At 35.1% G+C, this 18,320-nt stretch carries 16 protein-coding genes; 13 read left to right on the top strand and 3 right to left on the bottom strand.

The genetic code is table 11. From position 1 onward, the window contains the following. Positions 1 to 6 precede the first annotated feature (6 nt). The 4 genes from HZI73_RS23125 to HZI73_RS23110 all read left to right on the top strand — a co-directional run bounded on the left by HZI73_RS23125 (position 7) and on the right by HZI73_RS23110 (position 4,532). Positions 7 to 1,221, top strand: a complete 1,215-nt coding sequence (locus HZI73_RS23125; RefSeq protein WP_212695701.1) for a glycosyltransferase — start codon at positions 7 to 9, stop codon at positions 1,219 to 1,221. Positions 1,222 to 1,275: 54 nt separating this feature from the next. Next, positions 1,276 to 2,790, top strand: coding sequence for a murein biosynthesis integral membrane protein MurJ (murJ, locus tag HZI73_RS23120; protein WP_212695700.1), 1,515 nt, complete (start codon positions 1,276 to 1,278; stop codon positions 2,788 to 2,790). Between the two features lie 514 nt (positions 2,791 to 3,304). After that, the gene (locus HZI73_RS23115; protein WP_212695699.1) at positions 3,305 to 3,841 is read left to right on the top strand and encodes an RNA polymerase sigma factor; all 537 of its coding nucleotides are present in this window, start codon (positions 3,305 to 3,307) and stop codon (positions 3,839 to 3,841) included. Next, entirely contained in the window at positions 3,813 to 4,532 is a 720-nt protein-coding gene (locus tag HZI73_RS23110) for a hypothetical protein (RefSeq protein ID WP_212695698.1), read from the top strand. The genes HZI73_RS23115 and HZI73_RS23110 overlap by 29 nt, the downstream gene beginning before the upstream one ends. 44 nt (positions 4,533 to 4,576) lie before the next feature. Here HZI73_RS23110 and HZI73_RS23105 read toward each other — a convergent pair whose 3' ends face one another. Next, on the bottom strand, positions 4,577 to 4,972 hold the full coding sequence (locus HZI73_RS23105) for a hypothetical protein (RefSeq protein ID WP_212695697.1): 396 nt from the start codon (positions 4,970 to 4,972) through the stop codon (positions 4,577 to 4,579). Positions 4,973 to 5,669: 697 nt separating this feature from the next. Between HZI73_RS23105 and HZI73_RS23100 the strand changes: the two genes are divergently transcribed. From HZI73_RS23100 to HZI73_RS23060, 9 genes are all read left to right on the top strand, one after another. After that, positions 5,670 to 6,143, top strand: a complete 474-nt coding sequence (locus HZI73_RS23100) for a VanZ family protein (RefSeq protein ID WP_212695696.1) — start codon at positions 5,670 to 5,672, stop codon at positions 6,141 to 6,143. A 905-nt stretch (positions 6,144 to 7,048) separates the two neighbouring features. Further along, positions 7,049 to 8,851, top strand: coding sequence for a polysaccharide biosynthesis protein (locus tag HZI73_RS23095; RefSeq protein WP_330619632.1), 1,803 nt, complete (start codon positions 7,049 to 7,051; stop codon positions 8,849 to 8,851). A gap of 99 nt (positions 8,852 to 8,950) precedes the next feature. Beyond that, entirely contained in the window at positions 8,951 to 11,431 is a 2,481-nt protein-coding gene (locus tag HZI73_RS23090) for an S-layer homology domain-containing protein (protein ID WP_212695694.1), read from the top strand. 100 nt (positions 11,432 to 11,531) lie between these two features. After that, positions 11,532 to 12,257: an ICP22 family protein gene (locus HZI73_RS23085; protein ID WP_212695693.1), complete on the top strand. Its 726-nt coding sequence runs from the start codon at positions 11,532 to 11,534 to the stop codon at positions 12,255 to 12,257. 90 nt (positions 12,258 to 12,347) lie between these two features. Further along, complete coding sequence (locus tag HZI73_RS23080) at positions 12,348 to 13,136, top strand: CpsB/CapC family capsule biosynthesis tyrosine phosphatase (protein ID WP_212695692.1); 789 nt, start codon at positions 12,348 to 12,350, stop codon at positions 13,134 to 13,136. Between the two features lie 39 nt (positions 13,137 to 13,175). Then, a complete protein-coding gene (locus HZI73_RS23075; protein WP_212695691.1) occupies positions 13,176 to 13,865 on the top strand; it encodes a YveK family protein in 690 nt (229 codons plus the stop codon). Positions 13,866 to 13,867: 2 nt separating this feature from the next. After that, positions 13,868 to 14,584, top strand: coding sequence for a CpsD/CapB family tyrosine-protein kinase (locus HZI73_RS23070; protein WP_212695690.1), 717 nt, complete (start codon positions 13,868 to 13,870; stop codon positions 14,582 to 14,584). Between the two features lie 169 nt (positions 14,585 to 14,753). Next, positions 14,754 to 15,596 (top strand): helix-turn-helix domain-containing protein, encoded by an 843-nt coding sequence (locus tag HZI73_RS23065; protein WP_212695689.1) that lies wholly within the window; start codon positions 14,754 to 14,756, stop codon positions 15,594 to 15,596. 158 nt (positions 15,597 to 15,754) lie between these two features. Next, a complete protein-coding gene (locus HZI73_RS23060; RefSeq protein WP_212695688.1) occupies positions 15,755 to 16,630 on the top strand; it encodes a glycine betaine ABC transporter substrate-binding protein in 876 nt (291 codons plus the stop codon). A gap of 9 nt (positions 16,631 to 16,639) precedes the next feature. Here HZI73_RS23060 and ymfI read toward each other — a convergent pair whose 3' ends face one another. Next, positions 16,640 to 17,374, bottom strand: a complete 735-nt coding sequence (ymfI, locus tag HZI73_RS23055) for an elongation factor P 5-aminopentanone reductase (RefSeq protein WP_212695687.1) — start codon at positions 17,372 to 17,374, stop codon at positions 16,640 to 16,642. Positions 17,375 to 17,431: 57 nt separating this feature from the next. Continuing rightward, entirely contained in the window at positions 17,432 to 18,295 is an 864-nt protein-coding gene (locus HZI73_RS23050; protein WP_212695686.1) for a deoxyribonuclease IV, read from the bottom strand. Positions 18,296 to 18,320: the final 25 nt, after the last annotated feature.

Genomic DNA, 18,320 nt, shown 5'->3' with positions numbered 1-18,320 from the left:
AAATATATGAAAAAAAAATTATTAGTTTTGGGAGTTTTACCGACTGAAATGGGTGGAAGTTATTTTAGTGGTGTTACAACGGTTATAAGAGATTTAACTCCACATTTTCTTGAATATTATAATGTAGCTATCTTTGCAACTAATTTGAATAAAACTAAAATTAAAAACAAACATTTAATGTATAAGGGAAATGAAAAAGTAAAAATATTTGGTTACTCAATTCTGCACTTACTAGTTTCACTTTTTATAGAATTAGTGAAGAACCCGATAGGTCTAATAAAAGAGTTAAAAGACTACAGAAATGTCTATGGAATGCCAGCTAAAAAAATGCTGTTATATAGATTAAGCTTAGAAAAAATAATTGATGAATTTAGTCCAGATTTAATTCATTCTCACGGAGTTATATTTTTACCAATATTAAAGTACATAGATAATGATTCAAAAGTAGTAACTACTTTTCATGAAATACCGTTTACAAATAAAGCTGCAGTTGACTTTAATAGGAATAAAGGTATTGATATTGAAAAGTTATATACCAAAACTGCAAAGTTGTTAGGGAACTTTACATGCTTAAATCAAGACAAATACAAACAAATTGAGTACCTAATCAGTAAGGAAATCAATTTTGAAATAATTGGAAATGGTATAAATTTAGATAAATTTTATTTTGAGGATAATAGTAGAAACATAGTTAGAAAGAAAAATAAGATAAATAAAGATGATAATGTATTTATTACAGTGGCATCTTTAACAAAGCGAAAAGGACATTCTTTATTTTTGGATTATATTGCAAGAAATAATCTGAATATTACTTATTGGATTATTGGTAATGGCCCTGAATATGATAATTTAAAGGAACAAATCTGTATTCTGAAACTTGAAGATCAAGTTAAATTATTAGGGGTAATACCTAATAATGAGCTCTATAAATACTATTCAGCAGCCGATGCATTTATATTGCCAAGTAGTTCTGAAGGTCAGGCAATGACAATATTAGAATCATTGGCTTGTGGTTTACCTGTATATGTTAACAATAAAATTTATAGTACATTAGAATTTAGTAATGAATTAATGAAATATGTTATCCCGATAAAATTCAAGGGAGCTAATAGTATTAATTCGTTATCAGAGTTTAATAGAAAAGATATTGCTAAACTAATGTCTCAATATTCTTGGGAAAAAGTTGCGTCAAAATACAGAGACTTCTTTGATAGTATATGACGATTCTATGTTTATAATAACAAATTATAATAGGCTATAGGGGAGATACAGTTAATGAAAAAAGCGGCTATTATGTTAATGTTTATAACAATTATATCTAAAATTTTTGGCTTTACTAGAGACTTAGTGCTTTCTTATTCTTATGGTGCAAGTGGAACTAGTGATGTTTATATTATTGCCTCGTCGATATCTACAGTAATTTTTGGAATGATAGGTGTCAGTTTAGCGTCTGCATATATTCCTATTTTGTTAGAAATTGATAATAAAGGAGAGGGAAAAAAGCAAAATATTTTTACAAGTAATGTTATGAACATTGTAATATTTATTTGTCTTGGTATTGTTTCTATAGTTTATATTTATACAAAAGAAGTGGTATTATTATTTGCATTTGGATTTTCAAGTGAACAAATAGAATTAGCTATAAGTTTTACAAGAATTAGTATAATCAGTATTTTTTTTATAGGTATTATATATATTTTTCAGAGTTATTTACAAGCAAAAGGAAAGTATAATACTTCTGCATTAAGTACAATACCATTAAATGCTATACTTATATTATCCATCATACTTAGTACAAAATATGGCTTAATACTTTTACCGATTGGGATGGTATTAGGACCTATATTACAATTTCTTATTTTGCTTATATCTTCATATAAAGTTGGATTCAGATATAAGTTTAGCTCAATTCTCAACGATAAGTATATCAAGAAAATAATAATATTCTCATTACCGATGTTAATTGGTAGCAGCTTAAATCAAATTAATACAATAATAGATAGAACTTTGGCGTCACAGATATCAATAGGTGGTATTTCTGCCTTAAACTATGCAAACCGTTTGAATGGATTTGTTCAAGGTATTTTAGTATTGTCTATAACATCTGTTTTTTATCCAACAATATCAAGGTTAATTGAATCTAAAAAGCCTTTCAAAGATACAATTGCTGAAACGATTATTTTCGTATTGTTATTAGTTACTCCTATCACGGTGGGCACATTACTTTTTTCAGAGCAAATCATTGAAATTTTATTTAAAAGAGGGGAGTTTGACTCACTTGCAGTAACCATGACTGAACAAGCCTTGTTTTATTATTGTATAGGAATGGTAGCTTATGGATTAAGAAGTATAATTACAAAAGTTTTTTATGCTATGAAAGAAACGACTATACCTGTAAAAAACGGCGCTCTGGGGATTGTAATAAATATAATTTTGAATTTCACCTTGTCTAAATATATGGGGATAAATGGGCTAGCATTAGCTACATCAATTTCTGCAATAGCTACAATAATTCTATTATCAATTTCGTTAAGGCGTAAAATTGGGCAGTTTGGAATTAAAGAAATAATCTTTAATTTTATCAAAATATTAGGCTCTTCAATTATTATTGGAATAGTTGCTAAAATGCTTTTTTTGCAACTTCAATCAATATTATATGAGACCATTTCATTAGCTATTTCAGTTTCAATTGCAGCAATATTGTACTTTATAATTATTTATTTTATGAAAATTGGTAATGTTAATTCAATGTTCAACCATACAATTTATAAGCTTAGAAAGAGAGAATAACGGATAATGCTATATAAGAGTAAGCGTGTCAAATAATCACCACATAGATTTATTAATATCATCCTGCATAATCAATATTTTATGAAACAACATTGAGTATCAAGAAAAGCTCTATTAAATCATCTAAAAATATATCAACGATGCATAAAAAGGTGTGAAATCTGTATATATTGATGATTTTGCATTTATTAATTACGAAAAACCTCATATAAATCTCTATAAACATAGTCAAAAAATATATTATTAGCATCATCAGTAAATATATAATAAAATTAAACAGTTAATAAAAATTATAAAATTAAAATAATAATTGCTTAATAAGCAAATATGTAATACAATATTAAATAACAGTTATATAAGTAACGTAACATATAGGTGTTCATAACAAAATAGGTATATAAAAATAACATGCTACAATTACATAACATATTCTTGACTTGATGAAGCATTTAATGAGAAAATAACCTTGTGTAGTGAAACGAATAACAGATTATTACTACAAGGGAGTGGCATTATGCTAAATAACCATGGGGATCACGATGACCAATTACAGTACTTGTATCAGACATATTATAAACTTGTTTATGGGACAGCATATCGGATAGTTAAAAATAAGGAAGATAGTGAAGAAATAACACAAGATTCTTTTCGAATTACCTTCAAAAATATGGCAAGAATGAAAGACTCGAATCACTTTCGTAACTATCTTCTAAGAGTTGCGTATAATGACGCATTAAAAAGAGCTAAGGAGAACGCTAGAAGAAATAGTCTATTCCCTACGACTATTAATGAAGAAATTAGCTCAGATGTAGATAGTATTGGAGAAGCATTTGAAGATATCTTTTTTTCGCAGATGTTAGAAGATATACCAGTAAAAGATCGAGAAGTCATTATATTAGCAGCACAAGGCTATAAACTCAAAGAGATTTCAAACATATTGAAAATATCCCTGCCTTACACAAAAGTCAAGTTACATCGAACAAGAAAGATATTATGGGAGAAGATGGAAGGAACGATCACCGATGAAGAAAAAGAAAGCATGCGCATATAACGAGCTAGATCGTAGACTGAGTACATATGTAGTTAATCATGCCGATGCAATACAGATTGACCAGGGGGCTAAGAACAGAATATGGCATAACTTACATCATGAGATTCATGAGAGAAACATGGTAAAAAAATACAAGAAAAGGCGCATATATCGTTTAGCTTTTGTGTGTAGTTTGGTGATTGTATTATTGGTAAGTGTTGATTTAACAAGTGACGCAAGTTTATTTAAGCGATTGTTAATAGATATTAGTGGTAATACAATTACTTTTTATGAACGTGGCGTCCACCTAGAAGAAGAGTCTTATCAAAATGAAAATATGGATAGACAGATTGAGGAATTAGCAGAACTTTATGGAAAAGAATATGTATCTACTGCGATACCTAATGCTTATGATTTTGTGAAAGCAACAGCCGATATAGGTATACTAAGAATCGATTTGAAACATAAAGATTCAGAAGACAGAATTAAAATTATACAAAAAGATGTAGCAGAAGGTTCGGGAACCACAGCCACATTTAATGATAGTATCTTTAACATAAAATCAATGAAACGAAACGGTATTGAACTTGTAATCCTAGAAAGTAAGCAACTGAACATTTGCTTATTTACGAAGGAGAACATAGAGTTTGAAATATCAAGTAACGTTTATCAAGATATGCTTAATCAAGTAGATTTATTTAGTAATCAGTAGTTAAAAAAAGAGGAGCTATTAATTAGTATAGCACCTCTTTTTCATTACTTAATTGTGGTTTCAGAAGAACAGTTATAATCGTAGTAAGTTGTTCCATCAACAGTTGCATATCTATAAGCTTTCGTTCGGTAGGTAGAACCGGATTCTACATCATGATATGCAGGGTACACACCAACATAATCTGTATTTTCTTCAGTGAAGGAAAAAGTTTTTACAGTTGTCCAATAACCATTAGAATTTTTCTTTTGAACATATACATCTACTTTAATCGTTTCACATTCAACAGCTGTATAAGTTTGACTAGATGTTGATATCTGGGACTCAGAACCGATAGCAGCGTCAGACATATAGATAATGATATCCGTAGCAGTTGATCTAGGCATAGAACGGAGAATCGTATTTCCCATTCTAATCTCTCTCAATGATGTTTCGTTATCCATTGCACTAGCTCCAATAGTAAACATACATAGCATAACAACAGTTAATACTAAAATCCTTAATTTTCTCATTTTTACATTTCCTTTCTTTTTAAATGACTAATTTAAATACTCTCATATATATAAGGTTTTAAAACAACAAAAGGTTACAAAAACATATAAGAAATTTAATTATTCAAAAAGAAAGTAGTTAAAGGGATTGATTTTGTGGGAAAACTAAATAATAAATGCAAATTATAATAGGGCTAAGATACAAAAGAAAACATGATAATTGTACACATTTAATCAATTATCATGTTGATTTATGATGGCATGTATAATACAATTTATAGAGTCATTACCTATTGGGTTAGTTGATAGACATTTCATTAAAACATAGCTAAGGGTATCTTTGCAGATACCCTTTTAGGAATGAGTTCGCTACTTGACGTTTTGATTGCGAACATGTACGATTATTTAGCATGAAATGAATATAGGATTATATTAGGGGTAATCCTCGTCTATTTAAGCTAAACAATTGTTTATTATATGTACCAATTTAAAAACCCTCTCATATATATAAGGGGCAAAATAACCTAAAAGGTTACAAAAAAATAAAAAATATTTCAAAGTTAATTAATTAACAATAATATACAGGTTGTAAGTAAAAGTTCATAAGATTAACATCGTTATTACCAAAGTTAAGTAGAGAGGAAAACAAATGAAAGCAAAACATATAGTTGGGATAAGTGTTATTATAGCCATTATGATTACGATTACCATATTTTCAGCACAAACAGCAACGGAATCAGATGCCTTATCAAAAGGCATTGTTAAGCAGGTTGCAGTAGGACTAGGTATCATGACAGAAGAGGAAGCCAATAGTACCCATTATTCAACCATAAAACAATGGGATCATTACTTAAGAAAGGCTACACATTTTACCATTTATTTTATATTGGGATTTATTACTTTCATGGTATTATATGCCATGATCCAGAAAAAAGCAGTGGCATTAATTGTTGCATGGTTAATAGCTACTGTCTTTGCCATATTTGATGAATACCATCAGACGTTTGTAGATGGTAGGGGTGGACAGGTTAGTGATGTAATATTGGATAGTGCTGGAGCACTAACAGCAGTTGTGTTAGGTACGTTATTAATAGGGGTGTTTAGAAAAAATAAAGGGGAATAATATCCTTAATTAATAGCAAATTTTAACATTAATACACTTCACATACATTTCACATATAATCCTTATAATGTTCATGTAGGTCATATAACCTACAAATGTCTTTTGGTCAAAATAGTCATGTACCCAATTTTTTCTGATTCTCTTGTACAGAAACACTAAATAATACGTAGATTTCTATATGGGTATTCATTAAAAAATAGAAAATTGCATGTAATATTGACAAATATACGCGTAAAGGTATATGATAACATAGTGTTTTATGTATGATGCGTGCATAAATTAGCTATATGTAGAGTGAATCGTTTGTCAATTTATATACATATAGTTTTTTATGGAGCGAAATGAAACATTATTGAGGGATTATAGAACAATTTATATTATCTTTAAATTGTATTATTGATGTGGGAAAAGAATGAACAGTACATAGCAAATCTATAGAATCTTATTCTTTATAATTAACAGTTCTTTTATCATGTCCATCTTTATTTTGTTTTGATTTGTCTATAAATACGATTAGGCAAATTAAGATAAGATAAAAAAACCAATGTTGATAACAAAGATATGTCATCTTACGACGGCAATAACAAACGTATTATTTTTCCTAGATATAGAAAAGAAGTCTTAATAGGTTTATTTAGCATCGTTGTATGAATGATAGTGGCATATAATGAACTCGTTCAAGTACATAAAATAATGACTTAACAGACATATATAGAGATATAGAAGTAAAAATAAAATTTATCTATTTTGGGGGATAATTTAAAATGCATAAGAAAATAAAAATGTTAATATTTATGTTACTGGATGTTTTTCTAATACATTTGGCCTATTTTTTATCATGTTTTGTCAGATTTGACTGGAATATTGACCCAAAGTATATTAATATATATATAGACAACATCATCATGATAACATGTATTAAACTTGTCGTCTTTTATATATTTAAACTCTATCAGAGTTTATGGAAATATGCCAGCATTGAAGAAATGATACAGGTCGTAAGTGGTGTTATCGTAGCTAATGCATCGGTATTAGCCTATTTGTATTTTCAACAACAGCACTTACCGAGGTCCATATACATATTGGCACCTATTCTTGAATTAATGTTTATTGGTGGTGTAAGGTTCACATACCGTACCTTAAGACGTGTCAAACACAGCGATCTATTATTCAGCAAGAAAGAAATAAAGAGAATTATGATTGTTGGTGCAGGTGATGCTGGAGCCATGATTATTAAAGAACTAAAAAACAACCGTAACATCACAGGTAAACCAATCGCACTAATCGATGATGACAGAAGAAAACAAGGACAAGTCATCAATAATGTACCCGTTCTTGGTCAGAGGCTAGACATAGCCAGTGTAGCTTTCAAAAAGAACATACATGAAATTATTATTGCTCTACCTTCAGCAAGCAAGGATGATATAAAAGCTATCATAGAAGAATGCAGGCGTACCAAATGTAAACTAAGGATTCTACCCAGCATGTACACCATGATGAGTAAAAAAGTAAAACTAAGCGATATACGTGACGTTCAAATAGAAGATCTACTAGGTAGAGAAGAAGTAAAACTTAACATGGATGGTATCAGCAGTTACATAAAAAATAAAAAAGTCTTGGTAACTGGTGGTGGAGGCTCAATTGGCTCTGAGCTATGTCGCCAAATTGCAAGTTTTTCGCCCAGGGAGCTTATCATACTAGATATCTATGAGAACAATGCGTATGATTTACAAAATGAATTATGTCGAACCTACAATGTCCAGTTGATTAGTCCTGATGAGAAACCAAAAGTTTATCACAAGGATAAGATGTACTTAAAGGTAATCATTGCTTCTGTACGGGATAGACTTCGTTTAGAAAAAGTATTCCGACAGAATAAACCTGATGTGGTTTTTCACGCTGCGGCCCATAAACATGTACCGTTAATGGAAGATAATCCATCAGAAGCTATAAAAAATAATGTCTTTGGGACGCTTAATGTCGCCCAAGTTGCCGATATATACAATGTGAAAAAATTTGTACTTATATCGACTGACAAAGCTGTTAACCCAACCAATGTCATGGGAGCTACAAAGAGAACATGTGAATTGATTATTCAATCCATCAATAAACGTTCTAAAACAGAATATGTTGCAGTGCGTTTTGGTAATGTTCTAGGTAGTAACGGTAGTGTGATCCCACTCTTCAAGCGTCAAATAGCTGAAGGCGGTCCAATTACAGTTACCCATGAGGATATTATAAGATATTTTATGACGATTCCAGAAGCCGCTAAGCTTGTCATGCAAGCTGGTGCGATGGCTAAGGGAGGTGAAATATTCATCCTTGATATGGGAGAACCTGTTAAAATCATGGATCTTGCAAAAGACCTTATTAAACTATCAGGCTTAAAACCTTATATTGATATACCCATAGAGGTAACAGGTCTAAGACCAGGTGAAAAATTATATGAGGAATTACTCATGGCTGAAGAAGGTATGTCGTCAACAGCCCATCATAAGATATTTATTGGGAAGCCAGCTGAGATTGATTATGATAGTTTATTACAAGGTTTGGATGGGTTAAGAGAAGTAATAGCTAGAGATAATCGAGCAATGATTAAACAATCATTAGCAGAGATGATACCTACGTATAAAATAGAAAACAATGTGGTAAATGGAGAATTTATGCAACGACTTAACCACAGAGAAATATCAGTTGCAAGGGGATAGGCTAAGTACATATGAATTATACTACGGGAAAAACATAAATAATGGATAGGTTATCTTCCAGTAGATAATTAAATACAAAAGGAAAGAGGAGAGATAAAAATGAGACATGTGAAAAAACTCGTTGCATTAGTAATAGCAGTGACTATGCTGGTTATACCAGTTAGCGTGAATGCAGCAACTCTTGAAGAACAGTTAGTTGCAAAATTTGTTGCTACTGTTCAAGGTATGAGTACCGATGCAAAGGAAGGATTAGTTGTAACAGTAGAAGCCTTCTTAAAAGCAGATGATAAAGCAAGTATGAAGCAAGTTGTTACAGATATGTATAACCAATTATTGGAGGGTCAAAAACAACGATTTAATACTTATCTAGAAGTTACTAGTGCTATGGATATGATTTCTGAGTTAGCTGATTATGTAGAAACTCAAACAGGCGATTTGAGTTCAGATATAGCTAACTTAAGAGGTCACTTAGGTTTAAGTGGAGGCACAACACCAAGTAATACTTTTGCTGAGGCCCTAAATGCAAGAAATTTTGGTACTGCACTTAGCACTGCTGGTTTAACTGTAGACAAGATTGGTGCTAGTATAACTAAAATAGCAGGTCTATATGATGATTTACAAACATATAAAAACCTACATAGTATCGGCTATGGAGATATTAAGATTGTTAACTTAAATACAACCAATAATCAAATGTTTATTAATAGTGGTGGTATGACCACATTTATAGGTACTATTGAAACAGTTAAAAAAGAACCTATTGAAAATAAAGAAACATTTACAAATGCTTTTAACGTTGTAATTGCAGAATACAACACTGGACAAAACCGAGTTGCCATTGCCTATTTACTAGATAATTACAGCTTTATCTACAGATATTCAACTGGCGGTGGCGGAAATGATCCAGGGACAGACCCAACACCTACGCCAACACCTGGTGGAGACACAGGGACGCCAGTAACATCCGATCCAGAACTTGACAAAATAACAGAAGACCTAGCCAATGGTAATCTAGACGACAACGAAGTAGCTGACAAAGTAGCAGAAGTTGTTGATAAAGTAGTGGATAGCTTAGACAACGTAACAGATCAAAACGGTGCATACGCTGCATTAAAATCCGTTTCAGCAGTTCTTGAAAGTACAGAAAAAGTGATCAATGCACTGGATGACGAAGAAGCGGTAGCAGAAGTTGTTGAGCAAGTAGCAGAAACCCTTGACAGCACAATCACCGCATTAGAATTCATTACCAACTCATCTTCCGTAACACTTAAAGCAAAAGCACTTATTGCTGATGTTGCAAAGATTAACAACGTGGTGACAGATGATGAGCAAGGTCTAGCTCTTGAAGAAGCAGCTCTTGAATTAGCAGAAGTAGCTATTGAGAAATCAGGTATTGCAAGTGTATCCGATGATAAAGTAAAAGTACAAGATGGCAAAGCAACAGCAGATTTATCCACTTATGATTACGCTTATCGTCTTAGTAAAGTAAAAGACACAGCCAAAGACATGGAAAAACTTCTTGTAGATAGCAAAATTGATGGTAACAGAGAATTAGCTGTTTCCTTAACCTTACAAGTACCCGCTACACAAGAAAATGTAGAAATCGCATTACCAGACTTAGAAGATGCTTTTGAAGCTGTGGATATGGTAAAAGTAGAGACTGAGACAGCTGCGTTCACTGTTGGTGTAGAAACATTTACATCTACAAAAGACATTGTACTTAGCGCTGACACAGTAGCGACAACTCAATTATCAGCTACACAAAAAGCAGCATTACCATCAGGCGTTAAAAATGTTATCGACTTGAATGCTACAGTTGCAGGTGAGCAAGTAACCACTTTCGGACAAGCCATTCAAGTAACGGTTCCATATACCTTAAGTTCTGGACAAGACCCAGAAAAAGTATCCTTCTACTTATTAACAGATGAAGGTACCATTGAAAAAGTAGCAGGTAAATATGACCCAGCAACAGGTCAAGTAACTGTTTCACGTAAACACTTCAGTAAGTATTTCGTGAATGTATCCAATGATACATTTGGTGATATTGGTAGTGTTGAGTGGGCAAGACAAGCCATTGAAGTATTAGCTGGAAAAGGTATTATCAATGGAAAAGGTGACGATGTGTTCGCACCTAAAGCAAAGATTACAAGAGCTGAATTTGTAGCCTTAATATCAAGAATGCTTCAATTAGAAGCCAATGATAGTGTATTACCATTTGATGATGTAGACACAAGCAAGTGGTACGCACAAGATGTAGCAGCTGCTTACCAAAATGGTATCATTGCTGGTAAGTCAAGCAATGCGTTTGCACCTATGGCAACCATTACAAGACAAGAAGCAGCAAAAGTCATTAATAATGCATTGAACCATGTAGGTATTAAGAGTGAAACAGATAGCAGCTTAATTGATGATAAGTTTGTGGATATGAGCAGTATTGCTAACTGGGCAGACGATGCCATTGCAACCGTTTATCGCGAAGGTATTATTAAGGGTAAACCAGGCAACGTATTTGACCCATCTGGTGATGCAACAAGAGCAGAAGTAGCCATGATGGTTTACAAGTTATACTTCTTATATTAGAATATAGCTTATAAAAGTAGCTAGATAAATGCCAGCTACCTATGGGATGTATGTCCTTATGGTGGCTGGTGTATTGTTAATAAGGGATATAGGTGATGACATGAAAAAATACAAATGGATGACAATTATACTAACAGGCGTACTCATAACTTCTCTTGCCATGGTAGGTTATCATGTCTGGGCTTCCAATAGAAAACAAGCAGGATATGATGTAGACCGGGATTATGTATCAAAGAATCAAAACAATGAAGGAAGTACCAATGCAGATGTGGGGACTGATGCAGGAAAAGATAACACAGAAACAAACGATGAATTAGACGAAGAAACAGTTGATAACGCAAGTGAAGCGTCAACAGATAATGAGCAGGAAACAACACAGGATGAAGAAGAGGGAACACAGGAACAAGCAGCAGAATCAGAGCCACACAAAGGGAAAGATCCAATAGATAAAGAGAATGAAGATAACAAGCCCAGTGGTGAAGACGTTGAAGGAGCACCGGATAGTGAGAGCACCGACCAATCCGAATCGGATAGTGAAGAACCCACCAAGCCTGACCAAAACACAGTTGAAAAAGACTATACAGGTCATGGATGGGTTGACGATACCATTAATGAAAACCGAGAAGATATAGCCGATGCTGATCTAGAAGATGGTTTATCCATTGGGGATAAAATAGATGACGATATCCTGTTGGGGTATCTGGATGGTGGATTAACAGATGAAGAGCGGGTTGACTTAAAGGAATATCTGGAAGTGGTCCTAACACCAGAAGAAATGAGTAAGCTAGATGCGCTCTTTAGTAAGTACAATTATATGTTTCAATAAGTGTCATGGTATTAAGTGTTGTCATGCGTTGATAGACAAAGTATTGAGATAAGTGATAATGCCATGGACTTAAGTAAGGAGGCCGATGGTATGATTGATATTCACAACCATATATTGTATCATATGGATGATGGTTCATCCAGTATAGAAGAGACCAAGAAGATGCTGCATATAGCTGTCAAAGAAGGCATCACCAGCATCATCGCTACGCCTCACTATATCATAGGAAGTAATGGGTATGTATTACATGAGCTAAATGAACGCTATAGAGAAGTCTGTGAGCTGATAGATAAGGAGCAGTTGCCCATTAAACTGTATCTGGGTAATGAGTTATTTGCTGATGCAATGTTAACGGACAAGTTAGTTGAAGGGGATTGTCATACCCTTAATAAGAGTCAGTATGTCTTGATTGAGTTTTCACCAGGAACCAGTGAACACATTGTGGAGACTATTCTCTATAATGTGGTCTTGAAAGGTTATCGACCCATTATAGCCCATCCAGAGCGTACATTTAACAGAAAGAACCATATGGAGATATTAAGAGGCCTTATTAGAAAAGGTTGTTACATACAAATCAATAGCGGCTCCATTAAAGGACTCTATGGTGATGAGATTAGAAAGTTTGCCCACGCACTTTTAAAATATAAAATGGTACACTTTGTGGCATCAGATGCCCATACCAGCCGTAGACGTGCACCTAAACTAAAGCGTGCTTATGACATGGTTAAAAATGGCTATGGGGAAGCTTATGCCAATCGTCTATTCATCGAAAATGGTCAGCAGGTCATTCAACACGAAACGGTGACATACGTTGAACCCCTTGTTCAGGAGAAAAATGGTTTTATGAATAGATTACGATGTATCTTTGGATATGAGTAAGAGAGACGATGTAGATGAGAGCCAGAAGGAGACTAGCTAATGGAAAATGAGTATCAAGAAATAGACCTAAGAGAACTGATTTCAGCCGTACTAAAAAGATGGTGGATTATCGCCTTATGTTTTATCATCAGTACAGTAGCCGCATACATCATTACCACACAGTACATGGAACCTATATATGAAGCAAAGACATCACTTTTTATCGGTAAGGAAAAAGGGGACATAGGCAGTATATCCATTGGTGATATACAGCTAAACAGTAAATTAATCACGGATTACCGCGAAATAGCCAAGAGTCGACTAGTGGCAACAGAAGTTATTGAAAAACTGAAGCTCAACATGGACCTTAACACATTTCGTAATAACTTATCTGTCAGTACCATAAAAGATTCAAGACTCTTTACCATCAATGTGCAGCATACGAATCCAAAGGTGGCAATGGACGTGGCCAATGAGATTGCCAATGTATTGGTGGAAAAAGTGTCAACCATTATTGATGTGAAAAATGTACAGGTCATTGATGAAGCCTTAGAGCCTACATCACCTGTTAAACCCAATAAAAAGATGAACATAGCAATAGCCGGTGTGCTAAGTATCATGGTTGCCCTATTCATTATCTTTATCATTGAATTCTTAGATAACACCGTTAAGAGTGAGGAAGATATTGAAAAGCACCTTGGATTAACTGTTATTGGTGTGATACCAAAGTTCAAAGGGGAGGAGCGATAGCCATGAATAGAAATTTAATTACTTATAAAAACCCTAAGAGCCCTATATCGGAATCATATAGAATGCTAAGAACCAATCTCCACTATCTTAACATTGATAAAGAAAACAAAGCCATTGTTGTGACCAGCTCCAATCCAGGTGAAGGAAAAACAACCACCATGGCTAACTTAGCCATAACCATGTCACAAGTGGGACAACGTGTATTGCTTGTGGAATGTGATTTAAGAAAGCCAAGGATTCATAAATCCTTTAGAATAGCTAATGGAAAGGGCTTAGTGAATGTCATTGTGGAGAAAGTACCTGTACAGGATGTGATCCAGAAGATAGACGAACTACCCAACCTTGATATCATTACATCGGGTCCTATACCACCAGATCCAACGGAGATCTTAGAGTCACAGATGATGCAGGAGCTCATCGCTAAGTTTAGAGAAGCGTATGATGTGATTCTATTTGACGCACCACCGGTATGCAGTGTCACTGATGCAGCCGTTTTAACAAGTTTAGTGGATGGTGTCATCCTTGTTGTGGCTTCAGCGGAAACCAACATTGAATCCGCTAAGCTGGCTAAAAAATTACTGAATAAAGTAAATGGCAACATCTTAGGTGTTGTCCTATCAAAAGCAGATACATCTAAAACCGGTGGTTATTATTATCACTATTACGAGTATGGTGAAGAAGCAACCACCAAGAAAAGAAGAAGAAAGAAAAGAGCTTAACCCATTAGGGGCTATTTTACCAAACCATTGAAACCATAATGATGAGGTGAAATAGCCCTTTTTTGCACAAATCATGTTATGACAAGGCTAGACATACCATTCCCATCATAACCTATAGCATATTATGCTATACTATACCTGTGAAGAATAACGGAAAGGATGTGGCTATATGTGTCCATCAACACAATACAACCCACAATCAACACTGGAATCCACGCTCACGTCACTTAACCATCAAACCCATATGCGCATCCACACCATGTATAATGTAACCGTACCCTCTCAATGGCAGATTACCAATAGGCGAAATAAGGACCAGCACATCATCTATGTAAAAGGCGGTCAAGGTTGGTATGACGTGGAAGGTCAGCGGATACCACTTGAAGCAGGAAGACTGATTTTTGTCAGTAACGGTTGTTTACACAGTTCTGGGGCTGACCCTCATGACTTGCCAAGGATCATGCCCATACGGTTTGGCTTCTATGATAACACAACCTTGGAGCAGATTAGCGTGTTTCATAAGCCTTATTATATGACCCTAGTAGATTACCAGGGCATTGCATTCCTAGATACATTTCGAGCCTTATATGATTATAATAGCCATGTAGAGCGGTTAGGCAACAGACAGATATGTCATGGTTTATTAACCCAGATCATGGTGGAGTTCTATCATCACATGAAGGAAGGCACACAAAAAGATAACCGGAGTATAGCCATCAAAGCTTACATGGATAAACACCTGCACCATCAATTAAAAGTTGAAGAAATGGCCAAACATCTGGGACTATCCGCCAAACATCTCAGCCGTATCTTTAAAAATCACTACGGAATCACACCCAAGCAATACCTTATCGCTCAGATTATCCGGCAAGCTAACTATTACATGGCGGATACATCACTGAGTATCGGAGAGATTGCTCACAAGCTTGGCTATACGGATTTGTATACCTTTTCTAAGCAATATAAAAAAATAATGGGCTATTCACCAGTGCATCATCGACGACAAAAGTAAAGGCCGCATAGCATTTATTTCCAAAACTAACCATGATAACCATTTTATGATTGAGAGATACTATCCATAATGATTAAGTTATTCAAAAGAACATCCATGGTAGACAGCTTATAAGTGATGGATATAAGTATCCCAGACAGAAAGGAAATGAGATGCCTATGCGTAGACTTCTAGTAGCCCTCATATGTATTGTAGCAGTATGTTCATCTTGTGCCAAAATAGAACAAGAACAAAGGGAAGAAACACCCGTAGATATAAGAATTGGATGTACCACTTATCCATCGTCATATGCCAAAGCAGCTTTACTAAATGCGCTTATAACCAGGGAAGGCTATACGTCAAAAGTGGTCATTGAAGAGACCAATCAGATGTGGGATAGTCTAGGTTCAGGCAATACGGATGTGGTGTTAAGCAGCTGGATACCTACCATCGACACCAACAGACGGGCTAAACTTGGAACACATATAGAAGATTTAGGCTCCAACTGCCGCAACATGTCCAATGGTATTTTTGTGCCTGCCTACACATATGTTGCATTTTTATCCGAGTTAGAAAATTATGGTGAGAAATTTGACCATAGGATTTATGTATGTGAAGAAAGTGATTTAACCTATCAGGAAACACAAGACATGCTTGACCAGTATCAATTGGATTTTGAAATTCAAATGATTAGCTATAAAGACTTGGACGAATTATTGACCAAGTCCACCGACAATAAAGAATGGATTGCCGTTGCCCTATGGACCCCTAATGGCAATATCAGTCAGTATAGATTGCGACAATTAAGGGATACCAAGGGGGTCTATACCAACAAAGTGGACACCCATACCTTAGTGCACAAACAGTTCAATCAACCCATGCTGGAGAAAATATTGAATAATTATTATGTCCGTCCTGGTGAACTTAACGAACTGATTCAATTGTTAGAAGACAATCAGAATGACCTGAGTGTGGTAAATGGGTGGCTGGACAATAACAGCCAGGTTGTCAGAAGGCTTGACAACAACCTATTAGAAAATCAAATCGTATGGTAGATTGTATTGCTACAATAGTCCCCCATCAAGGGTAATCACTTGTCCTGTCAGGTAAGTAGATGCGTCTGAGGATAGGTAATAGCAGAGATTAGCCACTTCTTCAGCTTTACCCGAGCGGTTAGCCGGGATATCGTCTATAAAAGCTTGTGTATCGGCATCTGTAAGACGGCTGTTCATGGATGTTTCAATGAAACCACATGCTATAGCATTGACACGTATATGACTAGGTGCCAGTTCTTTTGCCAAAGCCTTGGTAAAAGCATTGACGCCTCCTTTTGATGCGGAGTAAGCCACTTCACAGGAGGCGCCAGTAATACCCCATATAGAGGAGATATTAACGATGCACCCTGCCTGTCTTTTCACCATGGATGGGACGGCTTTTGAACAGATCCGATAGGCGGAAGTCAGATTGGTTGTGATGACCCGATGCCAATCCTCATCATCGGTATCCGTGAATAACTTCATGCAAGCCATGCCTGCGTTGTTAATCACTACATCCACATGACCAAATACCATAGCAATCTCTTCAAACATATGCTCAATGGCCTCCAGATTAGATACATCCGCCATGATGGGCAGACATTTTGCGCCAAGCGCTTGTATCTCAGAAGCAGTTTTCAGCAATTCATTCAAACTATGGGCACAATTAATCACAATCTGATAACCTTCAGTGGCATATTTCATGGCAATGGCTTTACCAATACCCCGAGAAGACCCGGTTACTAAGACGGTTTTCTTATCCATGGTTCATTAATCCTTTCTATATCTATAGCCTCTAAATAATTCAATGTATAAGGATACTTACTCTGTACCACGTAACATGGCAATTTCCTCTTTATACAGGTTGGTTTTCTTATCAATCCAAGGTGTCTCCAGTATAAGGGGCTTATCTTGACAGATAGGATGCTGCACCACGTTTCTTAGTGCTTCCATACCTATCTGATCCATACCACGCTTATTGGATGTGTCGGCGCCAATATTGGCATGCCGGTCTTTTCTGGCACCGCATACATTGAGAGAACCGTTAATATGGAAGACTTTTAACCGGTCAAGACCAATAATCTCATCAAAAGTGGCTAACACATCATCAAACTGATGGATAATATCATAGCCGCTATCGTGGGTATGACATGTATCAAAGCATATGCCAATTTTATCTTTTAAATCGATTAATTCAATGATTTGCTGTAATTCTTCAAAGGACCGTCCTATTTCAGAGCCTTTTCCAGCCATTGTTTCTAAGCAGATAAAAGGCTTGGTATCTTTGGTGAGAATGTTATTGAGTCCTTCTGCAATACGTTTGATGCCCCAATCGGGGTCTTTCACGGTAAAGGAGCCTGGATGAAGGACAATGTATCGTGACCCAATGGCTTCTGTCCGTCGAATTTCTTCTGACAAAAAAGTCTGAGCCAGTTCATAAATGTCTTCTTTTACCGATGACATGTTGACAATGTAAGGTGCATGAACCACAATATCCTGTATGTCATGTTCGGCCATATAGGTACGACCTTCTTCAATTTTTAAATCATCAATGGGGCGGCGTTTGGTGTTTTGAGGCGCACCAGTATAAATCATAAATGTATTTGCTCCATAAGAATGGGCTTCTTTTGCAGCACCAATGAGTCCTTTTGATATGGAGACATGTGAACCAATTAGTAATCCCATATAATCACCACTTTCTTTTTACTTA

This window comes from Vallitalea pronyensis (assembly GCF_018141445.1).
In the GTDB taxonomy this organism is placed as follows: Bacteria; Bacillota; Clostridia; order Lachnospirales; family Vallitaleaceae; genus Vallitalea; species Vallitalea pronyensis.
This window is presented reverse-complemented; position numbering and strand designations above follow the sequence as displayed.

Excerpts from the sequence above, each read along its gene's own strand:
- HZI73_RS23125 (WP_212695701.1), top strand. The coding sequence starts at position 7 with ATGAAAAAAAAATTATTAGTTTTGGGAGTTTTACCGACTGAAATGGGT.
- murJ (WP_212695700.1), top strand. The coding sequence starts at position 1,276 with ATGAAAAAAGCGGCTATTATGTTAATGTTTATAACAATTATATCTAAA.
- HZI73_RS23115 (WP_212695699.1), top strand. The coding sequence starts at position 3,305 with ATGCTAAATAACCATGGGGATCACGATGACCAATTACAGTACTTGTAT.
- HZI73_RS23110 (WP_212695698.1), top strand. The coding sequence starts at position 3,813 with ATGAAGAAAAAGAAAGCATGCGCATATAACGAGCTAGATCGTAGACTG.
- HZI73_RS23105 (WP_212695697.1), bottom strand. The coding sequence starts at position 4,972 with ATGGATAACGAAACATCATTGAGAGAGATTAGAATGGGAAATACGATT.
- HZI73_RS23100 (WP_212695696.1), top strand. The coding sequence starts at position 5,670 with ATGAAAGCAAAACATATAGTTGGGATAAGTGTTATTATAGCCATTATG.
- HZI73_RS23095 (WP_330619632.1), top strand. The coding sequence starts at position 7,049 with ATGATAACATGTATTAAACTTGTCGTCTTTTATATATTTAAACTCTAT.
- HZI73_RS23090 (WP_212695694.1), top strand. The coding sequence starts at position 8,951 with ATGAGACATGTGAAAAAACTCGTTGCATTAGTAATAGCAGTGACTATG.
- HZI73_RS23085 (WP_212695693.1), top strand. The coding sequence starts at position 11,532 with ATGAAAAAATACAAATGGATGACAATTATACTAACAGGCGTACTCATA.
- HZI73_RS23080 (WP_212695692.1), top strand. The coding sequence starts at position 12,348 with ATGATTGATATTCACAACCATATATTGTATCATATGGATGATGGTTCA.
- HZI73_RS23075 (WP_212695691.1), top strand. The coding sequence starts at position 13,176 with ATGGAAAATGAGTATCAAGAAATAGACCTAAGAGAACTGATTTCAGCC.
- HZI73_RS23070 (WP_212695690.1), top strand. The coding sequence starts at position 13,868 with ATGAATAGAAATTTAATTACTTATAAAAACCCTAAGAGCCCTATATCG.
- HZI73_RS23065 (WP_212695689.1), top strand. The coding sequence starts at position 14,754 with ATGTGTCCATCAACACAATACAACCCACAATCAACACTGGAATCCACG.
- HZI73_RS23060 (WP_212695688.1), top strand. The coding sequence starts at position 15,755 with ATGCGTAGACTTCTAGTAGCCCTCATATGTATTGTAGCAGTATGTTCA.
- ymfI (WP_212695687.1), bottom strand. The coding sequence starts at position 17,374 with ATGGATAAGAAAACCGTCTTAGTAACCGGGTCTTCTCGGGGTATTGGT.
- HZI73_RS23050 (WP_212695686.1), bottom strand. The coding sequence starts at position 18,295 with ATGGGATTACTAATTGGTTCACATGTCTCCATATCAAAAGGACTCATT.